The organism is Cyanobium sp. Copco_Reservoir_LC18 (assembly GCF_009834675.1).
Taxonomy (GTDB): Bacteria; Cyanobacteriota; Cyanobacteriia; order PCC-6307; family Cyanobiaceae; genus Cyanobium; species Cyanobium minutissimum.
The window spans coordinates 235,294-259,964 of record NZ_ASAC01000004.1; the positions used below are offsets into that span (position 1 = coordinate 235,294).

24 protein-coding genes and 1 tRNA gene are annotated in these 24,671 nt (G+C 62.9%); 22 read left to right on the top strand and 3 right to left on the bottom strand.

Annotated features, from left to right (window positions below):
• Window positions 1-2 precede the first annotated feature (2 nt).
• Together L107_RS02410 and arfB are read left to right on the top strand one after the other, a co-directional pair.
• The gene (locus tag L107_RS02410; RefSeq protein ID WP_159816283.1) at window positions 3-761 is read left to right on the top strand and encodes a carbonic anhydrase; all 759 of its coding nucleotides are present in this window, start codon (window positions 3-5) and stop codon (window positions 759-761) included.
• Window positions 758-1,192: an alternative ribosome rescue aminoacyl-tRNA hydrolase ArfB gene (arfB, locus tag L107_RS02415; protein WP_159816284.1), complete on the top strand. Its 435-nt coding sequence runs from the start codon at window positions 758-760 to the stop codon at window positions 1,190-1,192. The genes L107_RS02410 and arfB overlap by 4 nt, the downstream gene beginning before the upstream one ends.
• On the opposite strand, the gene mazG is transcribed toward arfB, so the two are convergent.
• Window positions 1,152-2,078, bottom strand: a complete 927-nt coding sequence (mazG, locus tag L107_RS02420; RefSeq protein WP_159816285.1) for a nucleoside triphosphate pyrophosphohydrolase — start codon at window positions 2,076-2,078, stop codon at window positions 1,152-1,154. The two genes, arfB and mazG, sit on opposite strands and share 41 nt — an antisense overlap.
• Before the next feature lie 735 nt (window positions 2,079-2,813).
• Here mazG and L107_RS02425 point away from each other — a divergent pair.
• The 5 genes from L107_RS02425 to L107_RS02445 all read left to right on the top strand — a co-directional run bounded on the left by L107_RS02425 (window position 2,814) and on the right by L107_RS02445 (window position 7,893).
• Complete coding sequence (locus tag L107_RS02425; RefSeq protein WP_159816315.1) at window positions 2,814-3,821, top strand: sodium-dependent bicarbonate transport family permease; 1,008 nt, start codon at window positions 2,814-2,816, stop codon at window positions 3,819-3,821.
• A 52-nt stretch (window positions 3,822-3,873) separates the two neighbouring features.
• Window positions 3,874-4,188, top strand: a complete 315-nt coding sequence (locus L107_RS02430) for a hypothetical protein (protein WP_159816286.1) — start codon at window positions 3,874-3,876, stop codon at window positions 4,186-4,188.
• 184 nt (window positions 4,189-4,372) lie between these two features.
• Window positions 4,373-5,713 carry a cation:proton antiporter gene (locus L107_RS02435; protein ID WP_159816287.1) on the top strand — a complete coding sequence of 447 codons (1,341 nt, stop codon included), beginning with the start codon at window positions 4,373-4,375 and terminating at the stop codon, window positions 5,711-5,713.
• A gap of 64 nt (window positions 5,714-5,777) precedes the next feature.
• Window positions 5,778-6,749 (top strand): arsenosugar biosynthesis radical SAM (seleno)protein ArsS, encoded by a 972-nt coding sequence (gene arsS, locus L107_RS02440; protein WP_159816288.1) that lies wholly within the window; start codon window positions 5,778-5,780, stop codon window positions 6,747-6,749.
• Window positions 6,750-6,801: 52 nt separating this feature from the next.
• Window positions 6,802-7,893: a methyltransferase domain-containing protein gene (locus L107_RS02445; RefSeq protein WP_159816289.1), complete on the top strand. Its 1,092-nt coding sequence runs from the start codon at window positions 6,802-6,804 to the stop codon at window positions 7,891-7,893.
• On the opposite strand, the gene L107_RS02450 is transcribed toward L107_RS02445, so the two are convergent.
• Window positions 7,835-8,392, bottom strand: a complete 558-nt coding sequence (locus tag L107_RS02450) for a metal-binding protein (protein ID WP_159816290.1) — start codon at window positions 8,390-8,392, stop codon at window positions 7,835-7,837. The two genes, L107_RS02445 and L107_RS02450, sit on opposite strands and share 59 nt — an antisense overlap.
• A 75-nt stretch (window positions 8,393-8,467) precedes the next feature.
• Between L107_RS02450 and L107_RS02455 the strand changes: the two genes are divergently transcribed.
• The 15 genes from L107_RS02455 to L107_RS02520 all read left to right on the top strand — a co-directional run bounded on the left by L107_RS02455 (window position 8,468) and on the right by L107_RS02520 (window position 22,959).
• A tRNA-Val gene (locus tag L107_RS02455) sits at window positions 8,468-8,539 on the top strand.
• Window positions 8,540-8,849: 310 nt separating this feature from the next.
• Window positions 8,850-9,905, top strand: a complete 1,056-nt coding sequence (locus tag L107_RS02460; RefSeq protein WP_236550451.1) for a hypothetical protein — start codon at window positions 8,850-8,852, stop codon at window positions 9,903-9,905.
• 96 nt (window positions 9,906-10,001) lie between these two features.
• Complete coding sequence (locus L107_RS16995; protein WP_159816292.1) at window positions 10,002-10,217, top strand: helix-turn-helix domain-containing protein; 216 nt, start codon at window positions 10,002-10,004, stop codon at window positions 10,215-10,217.
• A gap of 563 nt (window positions 10,218-10,780) precedes the next feature.
• Complete coding sequence (locus L107_RS02470; protein ID WP_159816293.1) at window positions 10,781-12,712, top strand: DUF5906 domain-containing protein; 1,932 nt, start codon at window positions 10,781-10,783, stop codon at window positions 12,710-12,712.
• A complete protein-coding gene (locus L107_RS02475; RefSeq protein WP_159816294.1) occupies window positions 12,706-13,344 on the top strand; it encodes a hypothetical protein in 639 nt (212 codons plus the stop codon). Before L107_RS02470 ends, L107_RS02475 begins: the two co-directional genes overlap by 7 nt.
• A complete protein-coding gene (locus L107_RS16490) occupies window positions 13,344-13,667 on the top strand; it encodes a hypothetical protein (protein WP_236550452.1) in 324 nt (107 codons plus the stop codon). Before L107_RS02475 ends, L107_RS16490 begins: the two co-directional genes overlap by 1 nt.
• Before the next feature lie 36 nt (window positions 13,668-13,703).
• Entirely contained in the window at window positions 13,704-14,243 is a 540-nt protein-coding gene (locus tag L107_RS16495; RefSeq protein WP_236550453.1) for a hypothetical protein, read from the top strand.
• Window positions 14,244-14,686: 443 nt separating this feature from the next.
• Window positions 14,687-15,205 (top strand): hypothetical protein, encoded by a 519-nt coding sequence (locus L107_RS02485; protein WP_159816295.1) that lies wholly within the window; start codon window positions 14,687-14,689, stop codon window positions 15,203-15,205.
• 527 nt (window positions 15,206-15,732) lie between these two features.
• Window positions 15,733-16,832, top strand: a protein-coding gene (locus tag L107_RS02490) for an IS3 family transposase (protein ID WP_370515329.1) whose coding sequence is annotated in 2 segments (ribosomal slippage) — window positions 15,733-15,994 and window positions 15,994-16,832 — 1,101 coding nt in all. Because the reading frame shifts where the segments join, the coding sequence is not laid out codon by codon here.
• A 440-nt stretch (window positions 16,833-17,272) separates the two neighbouring features.
• The gene (locus L107_RS02495; RefSeq protein WP_159816297.1) at window positions 17,273-18,388 is read left to right on the top strand and encodes a hypothetical protein; all 1,116 of its coding nucleotides are present in this window, start codon (window positions 17,273-17,275) and stop codon (window positions 18,386-18,388) included.
• On the top strand, window positions 18,385-19,314 hold the full coding sequence (locus tag L107_RS02500) for a glycosyltransferase family 2 protein (RefSeq protein WP_159816298.1): 930 nt from the start codon (window positions 18,385-18,387) through the stop codon (window positions 19,312-19,314). Before L107_RS02495 ends, L107_RS02500 begins: the two co-directional genes overlap by 4 nt.
• Window positions 19,315-19,457: 143 nt before the next feature.
• On the top strand, window positions 19,458-20,372 hold the full coding sequence (locus tag L107_RS02505) for a glycosyltransferase (protein WP_159816299.1): 915 nt from the start codon (window positions 19,458-19,460) through the stop codon (window positions 20,370-20,372).
• A gap of 325 nt (window positions 20,373-20,697) precedes the next feature.
• On the top strand, window positions 20,698-21,408 hold the full coding sequence (locus L107_RS02510; RefSeq protein ID WP_201295779.1) for an FkbM family methyltransferase: 711 nt from the start codon (window positions 20,698-20,700) through the stop codon (window positions 21,406-21,408).
• A 349-nt stretch (window positions 21,409-21,757) separates the two neighbouring features.
• A complete protein-coding gene (locus L107_RS02515; protein WP_159816300.1) occupies window positions 21,758-22,036 on the top strand; it encodes a transposase in 279 nt (92 codons plus the stop codon).
• Between the two features lie 26 nt (window positions 22,037-22,062).
• Complete coding sequence (locus tag L107_RS02520; RefSeq protein WP_159816301.1) at window positions 22,063-22,959, top strand: IS3 family transposase; 897 nt, start codon at window positions 22,063-22,065, stop codon at window positions 22,957-22,959.
• Between the two features lie 21 nt (window positions 22,960-22,980).
• Here the strand turns inward: L107_RS02520 and L107_RS02525 are convergent.
• A partial coding sequence (locus L107_RS02525) for a bluetail domain-containing putative surface protein (protein WP_304523531.1) occupies window positions 22,981-24,671 on the bottom strand: 1,691 nt, incomplete at its 5' end.

Below are 24,671 nucleotides of genomic sequence, written 5' to 3' on the forward strand. Positions count from 1 at the left end.
CCATGGCACATTCCAGACGCCACCTGCTGAGGATCCTGGCCATGGCAGGCGCCGGGGTCGCCCTGGACACCCTGGGACCCCGGCCGGCGGCGGCCGCAGAGGCGGCGGCGGCGGAGAACGGCGGCACCCTGACGGAGCGGCTCTCGGTGTGCCGCCCGGGCGGCGATCCGCTCCAGGAGCTGCTGCGCCGCAACCGCGACTTCTCACGCACCTGGCAGGACGCCGAGCGCAGCGAAAATCCCCTGGATCGGGCCACCCTGCTGCACGAGACCTGGCCGCTGCACTGCCAGGTCCGCCCCGATGCCCTGGCGGCCGGCCAGCGGCCCTGGGCCTCGGTGCTCTGCTGCGCCGATTCGCGGGTGGCACCGGAGTGGATCTTCGCCTGCGGAGCCGGGGAGCTGTTCGAGGTGCGCAGCGCCGGCAACACGGCCTTCGATGCGGGCGTGGCCTCGCTGGAGTACGCCGTGGCGGAGCTGGCGGTGCCCCTGATCCTGGTCATGGGTCACAGCGGCTGCGGGGCGGTGACCGCCGCCATGGCCCGCACCCCGCTCACCCCCCTGCTGGAGGAACTGGTGGCGCCGATCCGGGCAAACCTGCAGCCGGGAGCCGACCTGGCCCAGGCGGTGCGCCGCAACGCCGCCGCCGCCGCCGCCTCCCTGCCCCGCCGCAGCGCCCTGCTGAGCCAGGCGGTGGCGGAGGGGCGGCTGGCCATCCAGGCCGCCTACTTCGACATCGGCAGCGGCGAAGTGAGCCTGGTGTGAGCGGCGATCTGCCCCTGGGGAACGGCCTGGTGATCCCGGCGGCGGAGCTGGGCTGGCGCTTCTCGCGCGCCTCCGGCCCCGGGGGCCAGGGGGTGAACACCACCGACTCCCGGGTGGAGCTGGTGTATGACCTGGCCGCCAGCGACGCCCTGCCCCCCGCCCTGCGGGAGCGGGCCCTGCGGCGGCTGGCGGCCCGGCTCACCCCGGCCGGGGTGGTGGTGGTGGCGGCGGAACACCGCTCCCAGTGGCAGAACCGTCAGGCGGCCCAGAAGCGCCTGGTGGAGCTGGTCCGGGCGGCGATCGCGCCACCGCCGCCGCCGCGGCGTCCCACCAAACCCAGCCGGGGCTCGGTGGAGCGGCGGCTGAAGGCCAAACGGCAGCGGGGATCGATCAAGAGCAACCGGCGGCAGGGCCCGCCTGAGGAGGCCTAGGTCCGGGATCCTGCTCGGCGCGGATCTGGGCCTTGGCGGCCCGCCAGTGGCCCTCCAGTTCGGCGATGCCACGGCCACCGAGATCGCCGCCCAGGGCGGCCTCCACCCGGGAGAAGCGGTCGAGGAAGCGGCGGTTCGTGCCGGCCAGGCCCTCCTCCGGGTCGAGGCCGCACCAGCGGGCCACGTTCACCAGGGTGAAGAGCACATCGCCCAGCTCCTCCTGGGCATGGGCCCGGTCGCCGCTGGCCACGGCCTCCCGCAGCTCGTCTAGCTCCTCCTGCACCTTGGCCCACACCCCCTCGATGGCGTCCCACTCGAAACCGGCGGCGGCGGCCTTGCGGGAGATGGTCATGGCGCCCGCCAGGGCCGGCTGGCCACGCACCTTCTCCGCCAGCCGGTCGCTGAGGGGGCTGGCGGACTGGGGCGGCGCGTCAGGACCCGCGGCGGTCCGCTGGCGTTCGTGGCGCTCGGCGGCCTTGATCGCCTCCCAGCTGCGGCGCACGGCCTCCGGATCGTCGGCCCGCTCCGCCGCCGGGTCGAACACGTGCGGGTGGCGGCGCACCAGCTTGGTGGCGATGGTGCGGGCGACAGTGGCCAGATCGAAGCGATCCGCTTCGCTGGCGATGCGGGCGTGCAGCACCACCTGCAGCAGCAGGTCACCCAGCTCCTCGGCCAGGTGAGCGTCGTCACCCCGACGGATCGCATCGGCCACCTCATGGGCCTCCTCGAGCACATAGGGAATCAGGGAGGCGTGGGTCTGGGCCAGGTCCCAGGGGCAGCCGCCCTCCGGGTCCCTCAGGCGGTCCACGATCGCCACCAGCTCCGAGAGGGACTCGAGGGTGGTCCCATCGGCATCGGAAGCGAGAAGCGGCCGGGAACCGGACATCGCAGGGAGGGGGGAACCAGGGGCACCATCCTTGGCGATGGGGAGGCGGGCGTGGATGCCCGGGCCCTGGTGGGCCCCGGAGGTGGTTGCTGATACCGGTGGCAGTGGCCGTGAATACCTCCGGATGGGGATCGGCGAGGGCTCGATCCGCACGCCCGCCCCAGCCTGAGAGCGAGACCGACCACCTCCCCCGCCACCGCCCGGCGCCGCCGAGGGGTGGCGCCGGGCGAGCAGTAGCTGATGACACCATGGCTGGCATCGGCGACGACAGGACAAGGCTCTAGGGCGATCAATCGCGTCGTCAAGCCGTGGTCCATCGGGCCGCAGGGCCACCGAACGCGATCACTCCCACCGAAGGCATGGGAGCGCCTTGCCATCACCCGGTGTCGCCGGAGGCCTTGCGGGACAATGGATGTGGGCCGTAGCACCTCCACCGGACCAGCGGGGGAGGCTTCATTCGAGAACGCAGAGGCCGCCCTGCTCCAAACACAGAACAGTACCGGCTCCGGAATCACGGATAGACCGTGTTTTCAAGCACCCTCATCGCTGAGGAGTGCGCAGATTTTCCCGGGTCTGAATTCATCAACGGCCGTCGTCTTCCGACGCTGCAGAAACTCAGAGACAGCCAAGGAGCACCCACAAGACATGGGCTTTACAGTTTGTCACTTTCGACAGGCAAGCTGTTGCGACTGCTACCTTCCACGGCCACCCATCCGACACACACGCCCGCCCCACGTGACATTCCTCACCGACTTCATCCCGCTGTTCCTGGACCAGCTCCAGTCCCCGACCCTCGGGTTCCTCATCGGGGGGATCATCGTCGCCTCGCTGGGCAGCCAGCTGGCCATCCCGGATTCGATCTACAAGTTCATCAGCTTCTTCCTGCTGATGAAGATCGGCCTGACCGGCGGGATCGCGATTCGGAACTCCAATCCCGCTGAGATCTTCCTGCCGGCGCTCGCGGCCATCGGGCTTGGCATCGCCATCGTCTTCATTGCTCGCTGGACCCTTGGAAAACTGCCCGGCATCAGCGTGCCCGACGCCGTCGCCACCGGCGGTCTGTTCGGCGCGGTGAGTGGCTCCACGCTGGCGGCGGTGCTGCCCCAGCTGGATTCCGCCAAGATTCCCTATGAGGCCTGGACGGCGGCCCTCTATCCCTTCATGGACATTCCGGCGCTGGTGACGGCCATCGTGGTTGCCAGCGTCTACCTCTCCAAGAAGACCGGCAACACCGCCGAGAAGGTTGAGGTCTGGCCGATCATCAAGGAAAGCATCCAGAGTTCGGCCGTCACGTCGCTGCTGCTGGGCGTTGCCCTTGGCATCCTCACCAAGCCGGAGCCCGTCTACGAAAGCTTCTTCAACCCCCTGTTCCGCGGCTTCCTTGCGGTTCTGATGATCATCATGGGGATGGAAGCGGCCCAGCGGATGAACGAACTGCGCAAGGTGGCCCAGTGGTTTGCCATCTATGCCTTCATCTCCCCCATCGTCCATGGCTTCCTGGCCTTCGGTGTCGGCCTGATCATCCACAAGCTCACCGGCTTCTCCATCGGCGGCGCCGTCGTGCTGGCGGTGATTGCCGCCTCCAGCTCGGACATTTCGGGCCCGCCCACCCTGCGTGCCGGTATCCCCTCAGCGAATCCCTCCGCCTACATCGGTGCTTCGACCGCCATCGGCACACCGGTGGCCATCGCGATCTGCATCCCGCTGTTCATCGGGATTGCAGAAGTGCTCCTAGGTCGATAGGATCTCACCTCAGATTCCATTTCCTTCATACCCACCTCTAGAGGTCAATACCATGAGTCAACAGGTCTGGAAGCTTGTGATCGTTGCGGAGGAAGTTCTCTCCAAGAAACTCGTCAAGCTCATCAAGGCGGCAGGTGCCACCGGTTACACCGTCAATGCCGCCGGTGGTGAAGGCAGCCGCAATGTGCGCTCCACCGGCGAGCCCAGTGTGTCCCACACCCTCTCCAATGTGAAGATTGAAGTGCTCACCGGCACCCGCGAACTGGCCGACACGATCACCCGTGAGATCGAATCCAAGTTTTACGCGGATTACTCGATCATCACCTACATCTACCCCGTGGAAGCCCTGCGCGATCACAAATTCTGACATGCTGGGCCCCTCGCAACCCGCCCTTCCTGCCAGGGCGGGTATCGCCGGAGCGGGGGGCCCGTGGCGGCTTGATTATCACCGCTGATCGGATCCATCGCGGGCTCCTCCGGATTCGGCTGTCTTCCAGACAACAGCCCCAGCCTTCCTCCCTCTAAAACTGCACCCACCTGTACCGCACCTGATGGATCTGCTGCCCACGTTGCTGATGGAAGTCGGCAGCCACCAGGTTGAAGTGACGGAAACCCTGATCGGGGTCGGCCGTTTTCTCGTCATTTTCGTGGCGGCCCGCGTCATGGCGGAGCTGATGGTGCGGCTGCAGCTGCCCACCATCCTCGGCGAGCTGGTCGCCGGCGTGATCATCGGTGCCTCCGGCCTGCATCTGGTGGTGCCCCCCGAGGCCCAGGCCCAGCTGAGCGGTGCTCTGCTCGGGCTGCTGAGCTCCCTGGGAGGCATGGCCCCGGAGTCCATCAGCTCTCTCTACACGGAAACCTTCTCCAGCCTGAAGGTGGTCGCCGAGATCGGCCTCTTTTCCCTGCTGTTCCTCACGGGCCTGGAAAGCGAACTGGATGAGCTGGTGGCCGTCGGCATCCAGGCGGGCACCGTGGCCTTCACCGGCGTGGTGCTTCCCTTCGCCGCCGGCACCGCCGGGCTCTACTACCTGTTCCACGTGCCGTTCATCCCGGCGGTCTTCGCCGGCGCCGCCATGACGGCCACCTCGATCGGCATCACGGCCAGTGTGTTCGGTGAACTGCAGTGGCTGAAGCGCAAGGAGGGCCAGATCGTCATCGGCGCCGCCGTGCTCGACGACATCCTCGGCATCGTCATCCTGGCGGTGGTGGTCTCCCTGGCCGGTGGCGGTTCCTTCACCCTCGGCCCTGTCATCCAGCTGTGCGTCGCGGCGGTGATCTTCGTGGCCGTCGCCCTGGTGCTCAGCCGCTTCGCCGCCCCCGCCTTCGACTGGGTGGTCGACCATCTCAAGGCCCCCGGTGATGTGGCGGTGGCCAGCTTCGTGGTGCTCACCCTCTGCTGCTTCGCCGCCCAGGCGATCGGCCTGGAGGCCGCCCTGGGGGCCTTCGCCGCCGGCCTGATCCTCAGCGCCTCCAGGCACACCCATGACATCGAAGCCGCCGTCAAACCCCTGGTGGCCCTGTTCGCCACGGTGTTCTTCGTGCTGATCGGCACCGGCATGGATCTTTCGGTGCTCAACCCCTTCGATCCCGCCAACCGCGAAGGACTGGTGGTGGCCCTGTTCCTGCTGCTGGTGGCCGTGGCCGGCAAGGTGGCCGCCGGCTGGACCTATACCAGCAAGGACCCCACCAACCGCCTGGTGGTGGGCCTGGGGATGATGCCCCGCGGCGAGGTGGGTCTGATCTTCCTGGGTCTGGGAACCCAGGCGAACATCCTCACCCCGGCCCTCGAAGCCGCCATCCTGTTGATGGTGATCGGCACCACCTTCCTGGCCCCGATTCTGCTGCGGCTCGTGATCGGCGGTCAGAAGGAGGCGGCAACCCAGCCCGGCTGAGCCCCCACCTCGGCCATCCGATTCGCCGCCCGGCCGGTACCTCCGGTCTCCATCCCCTCCATCCATGGGCGTCGCCGATCTGACCGGCTCCACCACCACCCTGGCCCCGCCGTTCCCGGCCCTGGGCCGCGGCCGTCTCGACACCCTGCAGGTGAACCTGGGCTACCGCTGCAACCAGAGCTGCAGCCACTGCCATGTGAACGCCGGCCCCAGCCGCACCGAGATGATGGGGTCCGACACCATCGCCCTGGTGCCGGAGGTGCTGGAGGCTCGCGGGATCGCCAGCCTCGATCTCACCGGCGGCGCGCCGGAGCTGCACCCCGGCTTCCGGGACCTGGTGCGCCAGGCCCGGGGGCTGGGGGTGGCGGTGATCGACCGCTGCAACCTCACGATTCTCAGCGAACCCGGCCAGGAGGACCTGGCCGCCTTCCTGGCCCGGCAGGGGGTGAAGGTGGTGGCCTCCCTGCCCTGCTACCTCGCCGACAACGTCGACCGGCAGCGCGGTGATGGCGTGTTCGAGCGCAGCCTGGCGGGTCTGCGCCAGCTCAACGCCCTCGGCTACGGCGAAGCCGGCTCGGGCCTGGAACTGGATCTGGTGTACAACCCCCAGGGCCCCAGCCTGCCGCCCCCCCAGGCCGCCCTCGAGGCCGACTATCGGCGCGAACTGGCCGATCGCTTCGGCCTGCGCTTCAACCGCCTGTTCACGATCACCAACATGCCCATCCAGCGCTTCGCGGCGGTGCTGCGCCAGCGGGGGCAGCTGGAGGACTACATGGCGCTGCTGCGCCAGCACCACAACCCGGCCAACCTGGCCCAGGTGATGTGCCGCTCCACGGTCAGCGTCGACTGGCAGGGCTTCCTCTACGACTGCGACTTCAACCAGATGCTCGGCCTGCCGGCCGGCAGCGGCCAGCCCCGGGCCCACCTGCGCCAGCTGCTGGACCAGGATCCCGAGGGGGCGCCGATCGCCGTGGCCGAGCACTGCTTCGGCTGCACCGCCGGCGCCGGCTCCAGCTGCGGCGGCGCCCTGAGCTGAAGCCCCGCCCGTCCCAGCACCACCCCGCCCCAGCCCCCGCGAGCCCTCCCCGATGACCAGCGCCAGCGATCTGCACCGCAGCGTGCAGGAGTACTACGGCTCCACCCTCAGCAGCAGCGCCGACCTGCGCACCAGCGCCTGCTGCGATGCCAGCAGCGTGCCGCCGGCGCTGCGGCCCCTGCTGGCCCGGATCCACCCCGAGGTGCTGAGCCGCTACTACGGCTGCGGGCTGGTGGCGCCGCCCCTGCTCGAGGGTCTGCGGGTGCTGGATCTGGGCTGCGGCAGCGGCCGCGATGTGTACCTGCTCTCCCAGCTGGTGGGGGCCGGCGGTGAGGTGGTGGGCGTCGACATGACGCCGGAGCAGCTGGAGGTGGCCCGCCGTCATGCCGACCACCACGCCGAGGTGTTCGGCTACGCCAACGTGCGCTTTCTGGAGGGCCGCATCGAGCAGCTGGAGGCCCTGCCGCTGGAGCCCGCCAGCTTCGATCTGGTGATCTCCAACTGCGTGGTGAACCTGTCGGCCGACAAGCTGGCGGTGCTGAACGGGGTGCGGCGGCTGCTGAAGCCCGGCGGTGAGTTCTTCTTCGCCGATGTGTATGCGGATCGGCGCGTGCCCGAGGCCCTGCGCCACGATCCGGTGCTGCACGGCGAGTGTCTCAGCGGCGCCCTCTACTGGAACGACTTCCTGCGGCTGGCGCGGCGCGCCGGCTTCGCCGATCCGCGCCTGGTGGCCGACCGGCCCCTGGAGATCACCGATCCGGAGCTGGCCGCCCGCACCGGCGCGATCCGCTTCTTCTCCGCCACCTACCGGCTGTTCCGGATCGAGGCGCTGGAGGACGCCTGCGAAGACCACGGCCAGGCGGTGATCTACCGCGGCAGCATCGCCGGCCACCCCGACGCCCTGCCCTTCGACAAGCACCACCACATCGAGACGGGCCGGGTGTTTCCCGTCTGCGGCAACACCTTCCGGATGCTGGCCGAGAGCCGCCTGGCGCCCCACTTCACGTTCATCGGCGATTTCCACCGCCACTACGGCCTGTTCAAGGGCTGCGGCAGCGCCCTCCCCTTCGACGGTGGGGTCGCCCCTACCGGCGACGCTCCCGCCGCCGCGCCGGCCCCCGCCAGCGGCGGCTCCTGCTGCTGAGGCGACGCCCAAGAGCCCGCAGGGGCCGCGGCAGCCGCGGGATCGGATCGCCGTCCTGGAGCAGGTGCAGCCAGCTGCTGGCCTCCAGGCCCACCAAGGCCGCCAGCAGCAGGGGCCGCTGGGAGCCCCAGAGCACCCCGCCAAGCCGCAGCAGCTCACCCGGCGCCGGGGCACCCAGGGGCTGAAGCGCCGCGCAGGCCATCAGCACCAGCGCCGCCAGCCACAGCAGCCGCAGGCCGGTGCCCAGCAGGGGGCTGTGGGAGAGCAGGGAACGGTGGCTGAGCAGCCGCCGGTAGGGCCACCAGAGCAGCCGCAGGGGACCCCAGCGGCGGGTGGCGTTGGATCGGGTGTCGAGGTCGGGGGAGAGCCAGAGGCCGCCCAGCAGGAAGGCGCCGCTGGCGACCGCCACCCCCGCCGGCCCCAGGGCCGGGCCCCAGAGCAGCCCGAAGGGCAGGGCCAGCCAGCCGGTGGCGCGATCGTGGCGGCGGCCGCTGGCCATGGCCGGGCTCCGGACGCTGCCGGCAAGGTACCGGCCGACGGCCCGGTGTGCCCCCTCCGCCAGAATGGGGCGACCGCCCGATTAGCTCAGCGGTAGAGCGCCTGCCTTACAAGCAGGATGTCGCTGGTTCGAAACCGGCATCGGGCATTGCTTGAGACCAAGCTCCGACTGGGCTTTGCCCCAGTCCCGCACATGCGCCACGTCAGCGCTCTGATCCGACGAGACTCACCGAGATCGACCTGCTTCCGTCCAGGTCCGCCAGAATTTCCCCCATATTTCCCCCGCGCAACGAATGGCTACTTCCCGGCCGGCCTGGCTTGCCGACCTGTCCCGCTCCTTCAAGCGGCACCGCCATAGCCGCCCCGGCTGGTTCATCGAGGTCCATCGCGACCGGCTGCGCGTTCGGTCGGATCAGCTGCCACCCAAACCCAACTGGGGTGGAGGGCGGATGAGGGCAGTGACCCTGCGCACGCCGCCAGGACCCAGCACTGCCGCCCAGGCCCTGGCAGAGGCGTGCGAACTGTTCGACCAGGTGGAGGCAGGAACCTGGCGCTGGCCTGAGCCGGGAGCCGTCCCTACCGCAACGGATGCGGAACGTCTTACTCCCGAGGTACTGAATCGGCTCATCGACCGGCTCCGCCAGCGGGTAGTCGGTGAGCGGGTGTCCGAACGGACTTGGGCGCGGATGTACAGGCCCTATTACGAACGCATTGTCGGGCAGGCCGCAGGGTCGAGCTGGACAGGCGACCACGACATTCTGGAGGCCACGCTGCGGCAGTGGGAGCCACACACCAGGGCGCGGCAGATGGCCCATGACCGCCTGCGGGCGCTCTGGAAGGAAGCGGGCTGGCCCTGGCCCGAGGAGATCCTGGCACTGCGCGGGAACGGCCGTGCCGCCGCGGATCCAGAGGGCGTGAGGGCCTTCACGGATAACGAGATCAAGGAGCTGCGGGAACGGATCCAACGGAGCCAACGGCTGACCCCTGCGGATCTGGTGGCATGGGACCTGCTGACGGTATTCGGCTTACGGCCGGCCGAGCTGCAGGGGCTGGTGGTGAAGCAGCAAGGCGGCAGCCTGATCGCCCAGGTCACCCGCGCCAAGAAGAGCAGCAGGGGCAGCAGCGGACCGCGTGTGGTCCCGGCGGTGCCGCCCACCGGATGGCCAGCCGACTGCCACGGGTTGCTGCGTCGCTGGGGGGAGAACGGAATCCCCGAAGGCCTCGTCCGGCAGGCATCACCAGGGCAGGCGCTCACCCAGCAACTGCATCGCCTTCAAGCCCAGCCACCCATCTCGACCGAGATCCACACGGACCTCACCAGCTACGGCCTGCGACACGCATTCGCGCTACGGCTCGGTCTGGATCTGGGGCTGTCGGTGCGGGAGGCCGCCGAGCTGATGGGACATAGCCCGGCGGTGCACCTCAGCACCTACGGCCGACGGCTCGATGCACCGAAGCTTCACAGCAAAGTGACTGGCCTGGTGCGGCAGCGAATAAATGGAAGCGGCGAGTAGAAATCCTTCTATTTATTAGCCCTTTCGACGCATTGTTTTCGGCTTAGTGTTGTCCTGTGCAGTTCATGCTGCCCTTTCGAACTCCTGGACTTCGCCATGCCGTTCACTCTCACGACCGCAGAAGCCGCTGAGCTACTTCGGGTTTCGGATGTAACTCTTCGTCGCCTTCGCAAAAGTGGTGTCCTGAAGGCTGGTGTTCATTTCCGTGTCCAGGGACTTGGGACGGTTCGGCCACCACTTCTTTGGAACAAAGATGCCGTCGACGCGGAGCTTGCCAAGCGCTCTCGACGTGTGTTGGGGAGGTCTTGCTGATTTCAGAGAAACAGGGAAGTTAGAGGCGGAGAGGGAGCAATGGCTAATCCTGGGCCGAAACGAAAAGTCAGTGGTGGCGATCCTGAAAATGTCAAGCGGTTGGCCTGCGACTCGAGGCAGCTGCTAACGCTGCCCTCCGACTTTCACCAAGTCCACGTCCATCGCACAAGGAAATCGATAGCCGGTAGGGACTGTTTTGTCAGCGTTGGCATGAAGGTATCGTCATGACAGCACGTGGCAAGTCAGGACCGAACACCCCCTGCCCAATCTGCGGCCGTACGAAGGACAGCAAGTGCCAGATCGACACCAACAAGGTGACCTGCTGGCTCGGCACAACACATCACCCGCCCGTGCCGCTGAACATCGGCTGGGTGATCAAAGGCGCTGATGGATGGGGCTGGCGCTGCACCGGCGAGGAGAGGCTGTGGCCCGATGACTCCATACCCGTCGCTCTCGCATTCGCCCGTGACGAGCCCTGGCGCGACCTGAGCCCTGAACATTGGCACAAGCTGCAGACGAGCGCCCTCACTGATCCGCAAATCTGCACCCTCATAGCGGCCGGGGTGCACACCACCGACGACGGCCGGCTGGTGATCCCCTATCGCAACCCCGACGGCAGTCCGCTGATGGGCGCCGACGGGAAGCCGTGGATCCGCTGGCGCCTGCACCAGGCCGACATCGACCGCGACCCCGACGGCGGCAAGTACTGCAGCCGCCAGGGTTCCGGCTGCCGTGTCTATCACCCGGTCAACAGCCCCAACCATGCGGCCCGGCTGGAGGCCATCCGCGTGCCGCTGCGCATCACTGAGGGCGAGCTGAAGGGCGAAGCATGCGCCGTTCACGATCCGAAGCGCGTTACCGTTGCCATAGGTGAGGTGGACGCCTGGCGCGACCGCCGCAGCGGTACCAGCGCACCCATCCCCGAGCTGGAGGCCATCCCAGTAAAGGGCCGGGAGGTACGCCTTTGCTTCGATTCCGACCTGGACAAGCCGCGCGTGAGATCGGCCCTCACCGAGCTGGGGAAGTATCTCCACAAGCGCGGCGCCAGCGTGCTTCTGGAGCGGCTGCCCAACGCCCACAAGCCGAACCGTAAGGGTGAGATCGAGCGCCTGGGGGCGGACGACCTGATCCACCGCTACGGCCCCCAGGCCTTCCTCAGCATCGCCGCAATTGCCGAGAGGTGTATCAAGGAGGTGGCGAAAGAAGGCGAGATCTCCTATGGGTTCTCTATCCCCTACCACCCGGAACCGACGGGCCGGGAGGCCACCTTCGTCCGCGCCGTCTACCTGACAGCACTCCTGGGCCGGTGGTGGCGGGTGGACGATGAAGCATCCACCGGGTGGTGGCGGTGGACCGGCACCCAATGGCAGCAGGTGGACGGGGACGACCGCCTCAATACTGAGATCGAGACCTTCCTCCACTGCCAGGACTGGCGCCAGGCCCGCGACCGCGGCGCCGTGATGGGCATCCGGGCAGCATTCCGCCGGCAGGTGGGCATCCTGCAGCCCGCGCCGCTACACGGCGCCGTGCCCTGCCGCAACGGCATCCTGCTCCTGGAGGGAAACACACTCCTGCCCCACGCCCCCGAGAACGGCAACACCTGGGCCCTGCCGATCGACTGGAGGCCCTCGGCCACCGCTGAGCCGGTCGAGCGGTTCCTGCTGGAGGTGCTGGGCGATGCCGACTCCGTGGCGATCGTGAGGGCAGCCGCCCAGGGCATGCTCACCGGCCTGCGGCGCAAGGTGTTCATCGAGCTGCACGGCGTCGCCGACAGCGGGAAGTCCGTGGTGGCCCGCCTACTGCAGGCCCTGGCCGGTGCCGGCAACTATGCCGCCATGGACCTGGAGAAATTCGAGGACCGCCGGGAGCGGTTCGTGACCTACAAGCTACGCGGGAAGCGCCTGGCCGTATTCAACGAAGCGCAGCAATACAGCGGCCCGCTGGAGAACCTGAAGGCCGCCACCGGCGGCGACCTGATCGCAGCGGAACGCAAGGGATCCACTGCGGAGGTGGACTTCTACTTCCGTGGTCTGGTGGTGGTGGTGGGCAACGGCCCGATCCGCGCCAGCGACACCAGCGACGGCGTGCTGGCCCGGCGCCGCTCCATCTACGCCGGCACTGCCGTGCCGCCGGAACGACAGCGGCCGATGCTGGAGCCCGACGGTGCCGGCGGGTGGACTGGCGAGCTGGCGTCGCACCTGCCCGGCCTGCTGCGCTGGGCCCTGAGCATGCCCGAGGCCGAGGCCCAGGCCGCCCTCGCCCGCAACGTGGCCACACCCGCCCGCATCGAGTCCGAGGTGGCCACCCTGCTGGAGTCCGACGCCCTGGCCGCCTGGGCTGAAGCCAACCTGATCTTTGATCCTGAGGCCCCCCCCGCCCGGGTGGGCGCAGTGGGGGGGGATCCGGCCGAGTTCCTCCTGCCCCACTACCGCCGGGAGGTGGAGGGGACGGCGGCCGCCCCCTCAGCGGCAAGAACTTCAAGCACTGCTTGGTGACACTGCTGCGGGATCACCTGGGCCTCGCCCTGCCGCCGGGCCTGACGAACGGCGGCCCCTACCGCGTGCGGGGTGAGGGGTCCGTGATCCCGTGCGTCAGGTTCCGCCGGCCGGTGGCCGATGGAGACGCACCCGGCATTATCCGGGCCGCCTTACAGGTCCGACTGTATCGTCACGAACATAGAGCGGGTAAAAACCCTTTAGGGAAAGGATCGAGCGAACAGGGAACGGCAGTGGAACGGCAAGAACCCATTCAGGGCACGGATGGAACGGATGGAACGGATCCCGACGGATTACACGCACGCGAGAAGAAAGCAGGAACGGAGGATCCCTCTATGGGGAGCAATAGGGCCGGAACCCTTTCCAGCCGTTCCACCCTTGTCAGCACTGGAGTTCTGCCGTTCCACTGCCGTTCCCTGCCGTTCCCTGCCTTTCCCGGAGAGGGCTGGCGGCCTGAAATCGGCGACCCGGTGGAGGTACGCCAGCCCGACGGCTCCTACCTGAACGGCGCAATGGTGCAGTCGGTGCGGCAGCGCGCCGGCCGTGAGCCGCTGGTGATACTGCGCCTGCCAGATGGCACCACCGACGCCCGAGGCCTGGGCGACCTGCGGCCCTGCGGGGAGGTGGCGTGATGGCAAGGCGAAGCAAGGCCGAGATCGACGCCATCCGCGCCGCGATCTACGACTACTGCGAGCGGCACTATCCGCTGACCGTGCGACAGCTCTTCTATGCCCTGGTCTGCGCTGGGTTGATCGACAAGACGGAAGGAGAGTACAAGCAGACCGTGGTTCGCCTCACGGGCGAGATGCGCCTGTCCTGCGCCCTGCCCTGGCACTGGCTGGTGGACAACACCCGCTGGGTTCAGAGGCCAGTGAGCTTCGCCAGCTTGGCCGACTGTGTGGAGCGATCGGCCCAGACCGATCGCCGTAGCCTCTGGAAGGAGATCACCCACTAAGTCGAGGTATCGCTGGAGAAAGACGCCCTGAGTGGCGTGCTCTACGACGTGACCAGCGCCTATGACTGCCCGCTGATGGTGACCAGCGGCTATCCGTCGCTCAGCTACCTCCGCAGCGCCGCAGAGACGATGGTGGCCACGGGGAAACCGGTGGTGATCTACTACTTCGGCGACTACGACCCGAGCGGTGCCGACATCAGCCGGAACATCGAGGATCGGCTGGAGCAGTTCCTGCTCGAGGTAAACCGTCAGCGACAGATAGTGGCTAGCTTCCCGCCGGACGTCGTGATGCCGCTGCCGTTGCGGTTCGAGCAAGTGGCGGTGAACGAATGGCAAATCGACGGATGGAACCTGCCGACCCGGCCGACGAAGAAGACCGACAGCCGCGCGGCGAAGTTCGGCAGCCGATCAGTCGAGGTGGATGCCATCCCACCGGATGGCCTACGGCAGCTGGTCCGGTCGGTGCTAAGCCTGCATATCAGCGAGACTGACCTGGCAGCCGCCGACGAAGTGGACGCGATGGAGCGCCAGACACTGGCATCCGCCGCAGAACGGCTGAGGGCGTTTGCGGCCTGAACGGCATGGATAGGTCTAGGCCTACAAACTGCACTGCCCCCACGAACACTCGCCGGGTGGTGGACGAGGCCCCGGGCTGCCACCTGACGTGTCTCGACCCGGCCCGTGGTGGCCGAGCTGCGGGCCCAGCGGCACCGGTTGGTGTGCGACGGCTGGCGCGACGTGCGGAACCGGGCCCAGAGCCTGGGAGCGTGATCAAGTATGCGCGACTGCTGCGACCTGGCCCGCAGCTGGCCCGCCTGGACAGACGCCGCGACGATCTAGACGGGTCCTTCCTGCCGGGGGGAGGGCCCAGCGGGTCCGCGGCTCTCGAAAAACCGTCAGCGCCAGAATTCTGTTAATGGGAACAATCTTCGTATTTCATCACCTGGCAACCCGCAGAATCCCCCTCCCCATTGTTACAGCCTCGGTAGACTCTTCCCATATATGATTCTCAGGAACAGATGCCCGTCGTCAGCCTTCGTGAAGCCGCCGCTGCCTGTGGCTATCGGAGCCCATCAACGCTGCACCGCCTGAAGAAGGAGGGCAAGCTTCGGCAATTTGAATCTGGCCGTGGATTGGAACTGCGTGGGTTGCGCGAACACGTTGCAGGACTTTTACGCAACGATCGCCGTCGCCCCAGCGAACTGAGTGGACCACCTGATCTGATGGAGTCCAAGGCTCGTCGGGAAGCGGCTCTCGCTGACCTTGCTGAGCTTGAACTGCACGAACGCGAAGGGGAGCTTGTAAGTGTTGCCGAGGTGAAGGCCGAGCTATTTCGCTCTTGTCGCCAGGCACGTGATGCGATCCTTGGAATCACCCCCCGCGTGATAGATGAACTGGCTGCCATCACGAGTCTGAATAGCGATCAGCGACGTCAGGCTGAGCTCGTGATCAACCAGGAACTGCGACGAGTATGTGAGCATATTGCAGGGATTCCCAGCATGGGACCCAATCCGCAGTCCAACAAGGAAGTCTTCTGAGCCCGAAGCCAGCGGACCAATTTAGGGTATGACAGGGAACCATCCCTGCACCTGCAAACTTGGTCTAATCCGATGCGGCCAGCCACCAGGTCTTCACTATCACCCTCCATCTCTTGCAGCAGCATTCTGACGAAGCGGGCTAGCGCGGCCGGAGCGGAGTCGCACCACTGCGGCAGGGGCGCCGCCGCCTGCAGGGCGAACAGCACCTCCTCCAGCACCGCGCTGCTCAGCGGTGCGCCGCTGTCCATCCCCTCGCGGCTGTTATCCAGCACCCCAGCTCCGATCGGGGAGCAACTCCAGCAGCACCTGAACCGGCAGGGCCTCGTTCCTCGGCGTCAGGCAGATGGAGGCATTGCGCTAATCCAGCCAACCGAAGGTACCGCCCATCTGATGCGGCAACTGGGCAAGGGTGCTGCGCAATCGCTTGTCATCAGGCACGAGAGAAAGCAGGGCTGACGTGGACCCCGCGAACCGGTCCAGGGTGAATGAGAGTCTTCAGCCGGCCAGACTTGGCCGGGGACTCGCCCATGAAACGCACCAGGCACACATCCGAACAGATCATCCGCAAGCTCAAAACCGCCGAGCAGCTGATCGCCCAGGGCATGACCGTCGCCGACGTCTGCCGCGTCATCGAGGTGACGCAGCCGACGTACCACCGCTGGCGCCAGCAGTACGGCGGCATGCAGGCCGAGGAGGCCAGGCGGCTGACCCAGCTGGACAAGGAGAACGCCCGTCTCAAGAAGCTGCTGGCGGAAGCGGAGCTGGAGAAGGCCATGCTCAAGGACCTCGCCGAGGGAAACTTCTGAGCCCGGAACGTCGCCGCAGGGCTGTCACGGTCCTGCAGGAGCGTTACCGGGCTTCTGAACGCCTCGTCTGCCGGGTGGTGGGCCAGCACCGCAGCACCCAGCGTCATCCCGGCAAGGTTGTCTCGATTGAGGAGGCCAAGCTCCGGGAGATCGCAGCGGATCACATCCGCTGGGGCCGCCGGATGGCCTACCGCCTCCTGCGGCGCGAGTGCTGGACGGTGAACCACAAGCGGGTGCAACGGCTCTGGCGGGAGGAAGGCCTGCAACGGCCCACTCCCAGGAAGCGCAAGCGGGCCCGGCCCGCCGACGGCTCAGTGCGGCGCCACCGGGCCGAGCATCCCCACCAGGTGTGGGCCATGGACTTCCAGTTCGACGCCACCGCCGATGGCCGCAGGCTCAAGTTCCTGAACGTGATCGACGAGCACAGCCGCCTCTGCCTGGCCATCCGGGTGGGCAGGCGCTGCAAGGCCAGGGACGTGGTATCCGTGTTGGAGGAGCTCACCAGCCTCTACCCAGCGCCCGCGTTCATTCGCTCCGATAACAGGCCTGAGTTCATCGCTCAGGCTCTACAGGGCTGGTGCGAGGCCAGCGGTACCAGGACGGCCTACATCAAGCCAGGATCACCCTGGGAGAACGGCTTTGCCGAGTCGTTCAACGGCCGCTTCCGGGATGAGTTCCTCAATACCGAGCTGTTGACCACGGCTCCGGAGGCGCAGATCCTGGCCGATCGTTGGCGCTGGGAGTACAACACGCTCAGGCCGCATTCGGCCCTCCAGGGGCGTACGCCCTTGGAGGCAGCTCAACAGGGAGCTGCCGCATGACCATGACCACCCACTCTCATAAGCCCTGGACCGATAAAAGGGGGTCACGTCAGAAGGATAAAGAGGAGCAGGCTCACAAGTCACTCCGCAAACATCATAAGGGTGAGATTATGGGTCAAGGCCTCCGCAAGAAGGATTAACCAGGTACTATGAGTTTGATGCTTGTTTTCTTTCGCTTGTCGGGGCGAGTCCCTTAACAGCTGCGCTTAACACCCAAGGCAAGAATGAATCCCATTGCCCTCACCTTCCTGCTCGTGTGTGGTATCACCACAGTGGCAGTTCCCCGCCGCTGGGCTCCCTTACCCCTGCTCTTCGGTTGCTGCTACACAACTGTAGGTCAATCTATCCTAATCGGACCATTCACTTTTCAACTATTCCGCATCCTCCTCATTTTTGGGATTGCGCGGGTTTTGCTAAGGGGTGAGTATATCCAAGGACGCATGAACTCAATCGATAAACTGGTAATCGCATGGGCTTTTTGGGTAGTATTTGCCGGTTTCTTTCACAAGTTCACACCTGGCTCAGGTCCTGTCTACGCACTCGGAACAGTTTACAACGCAACAGTACCGTACTTTCTGTTTCGTATCTGGTGCCGAAGTAGGCAAGATTTGGAGTTCATGATCTGCGCTATTGCGGTAATCTTAGTGCCTGTCGCCATCGCCATGTGGATAGAACAGACTACCATGCACAATATATTCGCCATCTTCGGTGGTGTGTCCGAAACGCCGATGATCCGAGAGGGGCGTGTGCGAGCTTCTGGTCCGTTCGCCCATCCTATCTTGGCAGGATCAGTAGGCGCGACATGCCTTCCCCTGATCGCTTTCATCTGGAAATCTCATCGCGCGCTATCCATTCTCGGGATACTCTCTTGCTTCACGATGGTTCTCGCGAGCGCCTCTAGTGGGCCGTTGATGAGTCTGATCTTCGGAATCTTCGCGCTATGTATTTGGCGGTTTCGGTCGATCACTAAATACTCCACAAGAGGATTTATCGTTGTGTACATTCTGCTGTCCTTCGTTATGAAACAGCCCCCTTACTACCTTATCGGCCGCATCGACCTCACAGGCGGCAGCACCGGATGGCACCGGTCTTATCTAATTGACATGTTTATTGTGCACTTCCACGAATGGTGGGCATTCGGGACAGACAGAACAAAACACTGGGTGCCCCTTATAACCGGCCCAACGCCAGAACATACGGATATTACAAATGCCTATATCGGTTACGCAGTAGTAGCCGGACTGCCTGCACTCTTGATTTTTTTGGCAATCCTCTGGCGTGCGTTTTCATGGGTTGGCATCGCAGCATTGGATCGAACGGATCTCTCGTCACATGACAGATTCGCAACATGGTGCCTTGGATCGGCATTGTTCGCTCACGCGACAACGATGCTGTCAGTAGTATACTTCGACCAGACACTAGTTTTTCTTTGGGCAACAATTGCCATAATCAGCTCCTTTCACTCCATCCCACATCAACAGTATCAGGTGGTAAGATTGTTGAGATACCCCCATAGTGGGTTAATTCAGACCATTACCAAACAAGCTGAGACATGACGCCTCTTGTGTCCGTAATCATTCCCACTTACAATAGGGAAATGACGATCGGTCGTTGCGTCCGAAGCGCACTTGCCCAGACTCACGGCAACATTGAGATTATTGTAGTTGACGATGGCTCCTGCGATGGCACAGCCCAAGTACTTGAACAGTTCGGTAAACAGATAGTCGTTCTGCAGCAGAAGAACAGCGGTCCATCGCTGGCGCGCAACTTAGGTGCTTCGATGGCACATGGGGAAATCCTTGCGTTCCTCGACTCGGACGACGAATGGCTGCCGGAAAAGATCGAGAGGCAGGTCGATATGATGCAGGCTCATGGTCCCTCACTGCCGTGCTGTATTTGCAATGCAGCCTACAGCGATGGATCTAGTTTCTCTCCACGGACTTCATTTTCTCTGGCCAGTCTCAGACTTCCATATGAAAACGCGATCCTGGAAAATCCAATTTCGGTGCTGATGAATACATTCCTACTGTTCAATCAGGCTGCGGCCATCCGGCGCGAATCATTTGAGCATGTGGGCGGCTTTGATGCCAGCTTGCGCCTCCTTGAAGACTATGAGCTGTCGCTTCGGTTAGCGACACTCGGCCCATGGGGGCTCCTACGGGAACCGCTCGTTATCAAGCACGAGGACACCGTAGGTATCGGCGTCACGGCAATGAAAGACGAACTGAGCCACCTAGACGCTAAAGAAATCGTCTTCAAGTGCATCTTGTCAAAACCTATGCTTCAGCAACCCTCTATACAAGGACCAATCGCTGCCGAGCTTAGGCTAGTTCGGCGCCACCAAGGAATACATCGCTGGATGCTCAAGGTTCCGCTTACACTTCGTCTTGGCGGACGTGTGGTCCTGTTCATTGATCGCATCCGCAAGGCTGTGGCTCGCAGGATGCCAAGCGCAGCGCGCCCTAGAATGCGCCAAGCATAGGAGTTCACTAGTGTCCCGTCCCGGAAGTAGCCTGTATAATGTTGATTATCTCCTTAGGGAGTCGTTGCATGCGAATCGGTAGAGCCCACTTGGGAAGTTCATCAGACCTAGCGGTGGTTTTGGACGGAACATCTGACGTGTACATGACGCCGGTCTTGGGCCTTGGCGATGCAATCGCCCGTAAGACCAAGAGTCATACGGTCCGGCCGGGGAGTGGAATGATTCGAAGGGGCTTCTTTCGGGCGCTTGATATGGTAACCGGATCTCTATCGTTCGCCTCTGTCGGGCCAGATTGCATTTTTGCTGTCATGATGGGGATGAAGATATCTAATTGTCTACCTTGGTCCATGTCTAGGGCCAAAAAGTATGTTTTCTTATTTGATGCGTGGCCGGGGCAATACGACAAAATCACAAGATTTGTTCACAAGTATTCGGTTGATGTACTCTACGTTACTGCGCTCCAGAGCCAAGAAGTCTTGTCTGCAAAACTCGGCAGCTCCCGAGTTAAATATGTTCCCGAAGGAATTTCACCAGAGCTGTATTCATCGTCCGACTCTCTTGATAAGAAGCTTGACGTAATCAACCTCGGACGGACACTCGAAAGCCACCATAACGCACTGTCAGCAATTCAGGACAACCGACAGCGAACCTACCTTAGCGGTGTTCGTAAATTCCCAACACATCAAGAAATGTCGGCTGCCTTGGCGAGTGCTCGCATTTCAATCTGCTTTCCAGCAAACCAGACGCATCCCGCTCGCGCGGGTAACGTATCAACAATGACGCTGCGTTATCTCGAAGCGATGGCTTCGAAGTGTCTTATTGTCGGTTCAACACCCCATGACATGCGCCATCTCTTTGACTATGATCCGGTAATCCAAGCAGATCTCGATGCTCCCGTGGAACAGATCGATCACATTCTCAAACATTACGACTCGTATCTTCCCTTGGTAGAGAGGAACTATCGCGAGGTACTAACCAAGCACACATGGGAGAGAAGATGGCATGAGATTCTGGACATGACTCCAGAACTGAAGGCTCAGTGCTGTTGTAAAATATAGTCTTTCCATTATCTCCTCCTACAGAGTGACACCTCTCTCCGGACGTCGCGCAAAGGAGGTCTTTACACCGCTAAACAAAGCATGAACCGGTGATGCCTCCTTCAGAATTCATACTAGGCCAAGCAAGACGGGAGCCAGGGTGGCAAATCAGCACAGGATCTATAGTCCTGCACCTTCTACGGTCGGCCTAAACGGTTCACAGGAAGACTTTTTACTACCAAGAAAGATCATGAAACAAACCCTAAAGTCATCTCTCATAAATGTCCTTGGTTACGCAAACGCATTTCCAACCAAGATGACAGATCCTTGCAGACTTCGTTCTTTATTGACAAGCCTCTACCCTTTATCTCCAAACAAAAAGCTAATTCGCTTGGGCCCTAAGGGTGATGGTGGCTACTTGCTCCCAGACGATCTTGAGGAGATTCATGCATGTTTTTCACCTGGTGTCAGCATCATATCAGGATTCGAAATGGATTGTGCCGAGCGTGGAATGAAAGTCTTTCTAGCCGATAAATCTGTTGATGGACCAGCAGAAGAGCATGAACTCTTCCACTTTACGAAGACGTTTGTCGGCGCTATATCCAACGAGGAATTCATGACTCTTGACGAATGGGTGTGTGCTTCAGTTCCGGAGAAAGACTCTGACCTGTTGCTACAGATCGACATTGAGGGGCACGAATACGAAGTATTTCTGTCAACTTCGAACTCACTAATGACCAGATTCAGAATCATCGTTGCGGAGTTTCACTACCTTGACCTGCTTTGGAGTGACCCATTTTTCAACTTGGCAAGCCGCGCATTCGAAAAGATTCTACAAAATCATTCATGTGTTCACATTCACCCAAATAACTTCCACGGTACAATCAGGAAAGCGGGGATAACAATTCCCAAAACAATGGAGTTTACCTTTCTGAGAAACGATCGTATTTCTCGTAAATCATATCAGACGATATTCCCAAATCCTCTTGATTGTGATAACACAGGCAATGCTACGCTTTCTTTGCCGAACTGTTGGTATCTTGGCGCAGAGCTTTAGTGCACTCGAGATTTGCTAGAGGGCAGTCGATTAGGAGTTTTGTGCCATCAGGTTGTTCCGGTTTACAAATCGGTGTGAAGCCGACAGTATTGTAGTGCGATCCAACAGCCAAAGACCAGACACACCAATGCCCGCCGACACCGATCGGTTGGGTACACCTGATTCGGCAGCACCTCGACGAGAGCAAGAGTCTTGCTCAATGGCTGTTGAGCATGGAATCAGCGAGCGCACCGCCTGCAAATGTTTGGCAAGATTCCGGTCAGGCGGTATAGCAGTGACGTGGATCCCGGGAACCGGTCCAGAGTGAATGAGAGTCTTCGGCCGGCCAGACTAGGCAGGGGACTCGACCATGAAAAGCACCAGACGCACAGCCGAGCAGATCATCCGCAAGCTCAAGACTGCCGAGCAGCTGATTGCCCAGGGCAAGACCGTCGCCGATATCTGCCGGGTCATCGAGGTGACACAGCCCATCTACCACCGTTGGAGACAGCAGTACGGCGGGATGCAGGCCGAGGAGGCTAGGCGACTGACCCAGCCGGAGAAGGAGAACGCCCGGCTCAAGAAGCTGCTGGCGGAGGCGGAGCTGGAAAAAGCGATGCTCAAGGATCTCGCCGAGGGAAACTTCTGAGCCCGGAGCGTCGCCGCCGGGCCGTCGTGGTCCTGCAGGAGCTTTACCGGGCCACAGAACGCCTCGCCTGCCGGGTGGTGGGCCAGCACCGCAGCACCCAGCGCCACAGCGTCAAGGTCGTCGACCTGGAGGAGGCCAAGCTCCGGCATCGCCTACGGGAGATCGCCGCTGAGCACATCCGCTGGGGGCGGCGGATGGCCTACCGACTGCTCAGGCGGGAGGGGTGGGCCGTGAATCACAAGCGGTTGCAACGGCTCTGGCGGGAGGAGTGTCTGCAGCGGCCCACCCCGAGGAAGCGGAAGCGTGCACGGCCGGCGGATGGCTCGGTGAGGCGTCACCGGGCCGAGTATCCCCACCAGATGTGGGCCATGTACTTCCAGTTCGACGCCACCGCCGATGGACGCAGGCTCAAGTTCCTCAATGTGATTGATGAGTTCAGTCGCGTCTGCCTGGCGATTCGTGTCGGTCGACGTTGCAGAGCAGTTGATGTGATCGACAAGCTCGAGGAGCTGCGCAAGCGATCTCCAACACCCACTCACCTGCGCATGGACAATGGCCCTAAGTTCATTGCCCATGCACGTCAAGAGTGGTGCACAGAGAGCGGTTCCGTCACGGCATACATTGCGCTAGGTTCACCCTGGGAGAATCCTTTCTTGGAATCATTCAACAGCCGGTTCAGAGATAGATTCCTGAATATCGAGCTGTTCACCTCAGTGCCGGAAGCCAGGCTGTTGGCAAAACAGTACCGAATGGAGTACAACACCTACAGACCGCATTCGGCGTTCCAGGGGCGTACGCCCCTGGAGGCCTTCAGCAGTGGAGAGCGGCCTGACAACCCACCAGTTCTCAGAGGAACTGGGCCAGCAATGGGGGTCACGCCCCCCCAACAGCGGCTCGCTCAGCTGAAGGAATCAACAACCTAGTGGCAAACCACACTTAGTCGCTCATATCACCTGAAGCTGCGAGAGGTTGCCTGAATATCCTGTGATTTCAATAATCGCGTCATTGGAAGCCGAGTAGCCTGCTACGCTATCATTAAGAGCGAGGAAGATTTGCCTACCATCAGTGCCTCCAAAGGTGAAGATTGCAGCAGCATTGGCATTAAAGTTGCCGCTTGAGTTGAGCAGATTGGCAATGGCAGCGCTGGAGAGGGCAGTAGGCTGGCCAGAAATGATGACGGGAGTGATGGGCTGGGTGTTGGGTCCATCAATAACATCATAACCAATGGAAAAATCAGTAATGAAGTCGTAATCCGGAAAAAGGGACTGATTCAGGCTGGTCAGGCTGAAGATATCGTTACCGTTTTGGCCCACGTAGATGTTACGGCTAGTTGTTAACGCAAAGATGTCCCGCCCGTCTATTCCAGTAATGGCATCTGTGTAGTCCCTTGCAACTCCATAAGGCTGTGGAATCAGATCCCCAAGAACTAGTTGTCCGTTGACGGTGCTGGCCCAGCGAACGTTCTCCCATCGGACAATCGCAACGCGAACGCCATTCACCAGATCAAAGCTATAAGGTGCTATGTACTGATTCCCAGTCCTCTCGATGTAGACATTTTTGAGGCTCAGTGACCTTCCACCATTTCCGGCGACATAGAGAGAGATTCCACCACCCGACAGGAGCACGTTTTCAAGGACGTTGGCACCATTCCAGTCTGTAAAGTAAGCCGCGTTTGGAGTGCCGGGTTGTCCATCCACTCTCAGCGTGGAGTTTCTAATGGTGAGACGACCTTCGCTGCCTGGCGAGTAGATTTGGAGTGCGTCCGCGTGGTCAGTCCCCATACCATAAGCCTCAATATACATATTGCTGAAATACTGCTCTCCGAATCTCGGTCGGATGCCTTCCCGAGTTCTGGAACGGACGCGATCAACTACAGCATCCCCGTTGGTGTTAACCGATGAAATGCCAGAGTCATTCACGATGGATACATTACTAGCTGACTCTCCTGGGCCAAGCACAAGAGTACTGGTTCTCTCTACCACCGACGCAAAGATCGGATCATTCCAAGTGAGAGGAATATAACCACCAGGGGAAGGAGGAGGTGGAGAAACCAAGTCATCGTTGCTGATGGTGCCGGTCACCGCTCCCGTGGTGCCGATGGTATAGCCACTGCCGGTGGCCAGGGTGAGGGCAACCGTCTCATTCGCCTCGACGGTGGTGTCAGCGGTGGGATCGACCGTGACGACGGCGGTGGCGGAACCCGCCGCGAAAGTGACGGTTTTGGTCGTTCCGGCGCTGCTGATGCCGGTGTAGTCGCTGCCGTTGGTGGCGCTGCCGCCCACGGTGTAGTTGACACTCAGAGCCGCACTGGTGCTGCCGGAGCGGGTGAAGGTATAGACAAGATTGGCCGTGCCATTTTCTTCGACTGCTGCAGGAGAGAGGGCCAAGCTGATGGAAGGGAGAGTCACGGGAGCGACCTCATCATTGGTGATGGTGCCGGTAACAGCACCTGTGGTGCCGATAGCGTAGCCGCTGCCTGTGGCCAGGGTGAGAACCACCGTTTCATTGGCCTCAACCGTGGTATCCGCAGTGGGATCGACCACCACGGTGGCAGTCGCAGAACCAGCCGCAAACGTAACCGTCTTGGTCGTGCCGGTAGCACTGATGCCCGTGTAGTCGGTGCCGAGGGTCGCCG

Bases quoted from the DNA above. Each gene is read 5' to 3' on its own strand.
- L107_RS02410 (WP_159816283.1), top strand. From the start codon at position 3: ATGGCACATTCCAGACGCCACCTGCTGAGGATCCTGGCCATGGCAGGC.
- mazG (WP_159816285.1), bottom strand. From the start codon at position 2,078: ATGTCCGGTTCCCGGCCGCTTCTCGCTTCCGATGCCGATGGGACCACC.
- L107_RS02430 (WP_159816286.1), top strand. From the start codon at position 3,874: ATGAGTCAACAGGTCTGGAAGCTTGTGATCGTTGCGGAGGAAGTTCTC.
- L107_RS02435 (WP_159816287.1), top strand. From the start codon at position 4,373: ATGGATCTGCTGCCCACGTTGCTGATGGAAGTCGGCAGCCACCAGGTT.
- arsS (WP_159816288.1), top strand. From the start codon at position 5,778: ATGGGCGTCGCCGATCTGACCGGCTCCACCACCACCCTGGCCCCGCCG.
- L107_RS02445 (WP_159816289.1), top strand. From the start codon at position 6,802: ATGACCAGCGCCAGCGATCTGCACCGCAGCGTGCAGGAGTACTACGGC.
- L107_RS02450 (WP_159816290.1), bottom strand. From the start codon at position 8,392: ATGGCCAGCGGCCGCCGCCACGATCGCGCCACCGGCTGGCTGGCCCTG.
- L107_RS16995 (WP_159816292.1), top strand. From the start codon at position 10,002: ATGCCGTTCACTCTCACGACCGCAGAAGCCGCTGAGCTACTTCGGGTT.
- L107_RS16490 (WP_236550452.1), top strand. From the start codon at position 13,344: ATGGCAAGGCGAAGCAAGGCCGAGATCGACGCCATCCGCGCCGCGATC.
- L107_RS02485 (WP_159816295.1), top strand. From the start codon at position 14,687: ATGCCCGTCGTCAGCCTTCGTGAAGCCGCCGCTGCCTGTGGCTATCGG.
- L107_RS02495 (WP_159816297.1), top strand. From the start codon at position 17,273: ATGAACTCAATCGATAAACTGGTAATCGCATGGGCTTTTTGGGTAGTA.
- L107_RS02500 (WP_159816298.1), top strand. From the start codon at position 18,385: ATGACGCCTCTTGTGTCCGTAATCATTCCCACTTACAATAGGGAAATG.
- L107_RS02505 (WP_159816299.1), top strand. From the start codon at position 19,458: ATGACGCCGGTCTTGGGCCTTGGCGATGCAATCGCCCGTAAGACCAAG.
- L107_RS02515 (WP_159816300.1), top strand. From the start codon at position 21,758: ATGAAAAGCACCAGACGCACAGCCGAGCAGATCATCCGCAAGCTCAAG.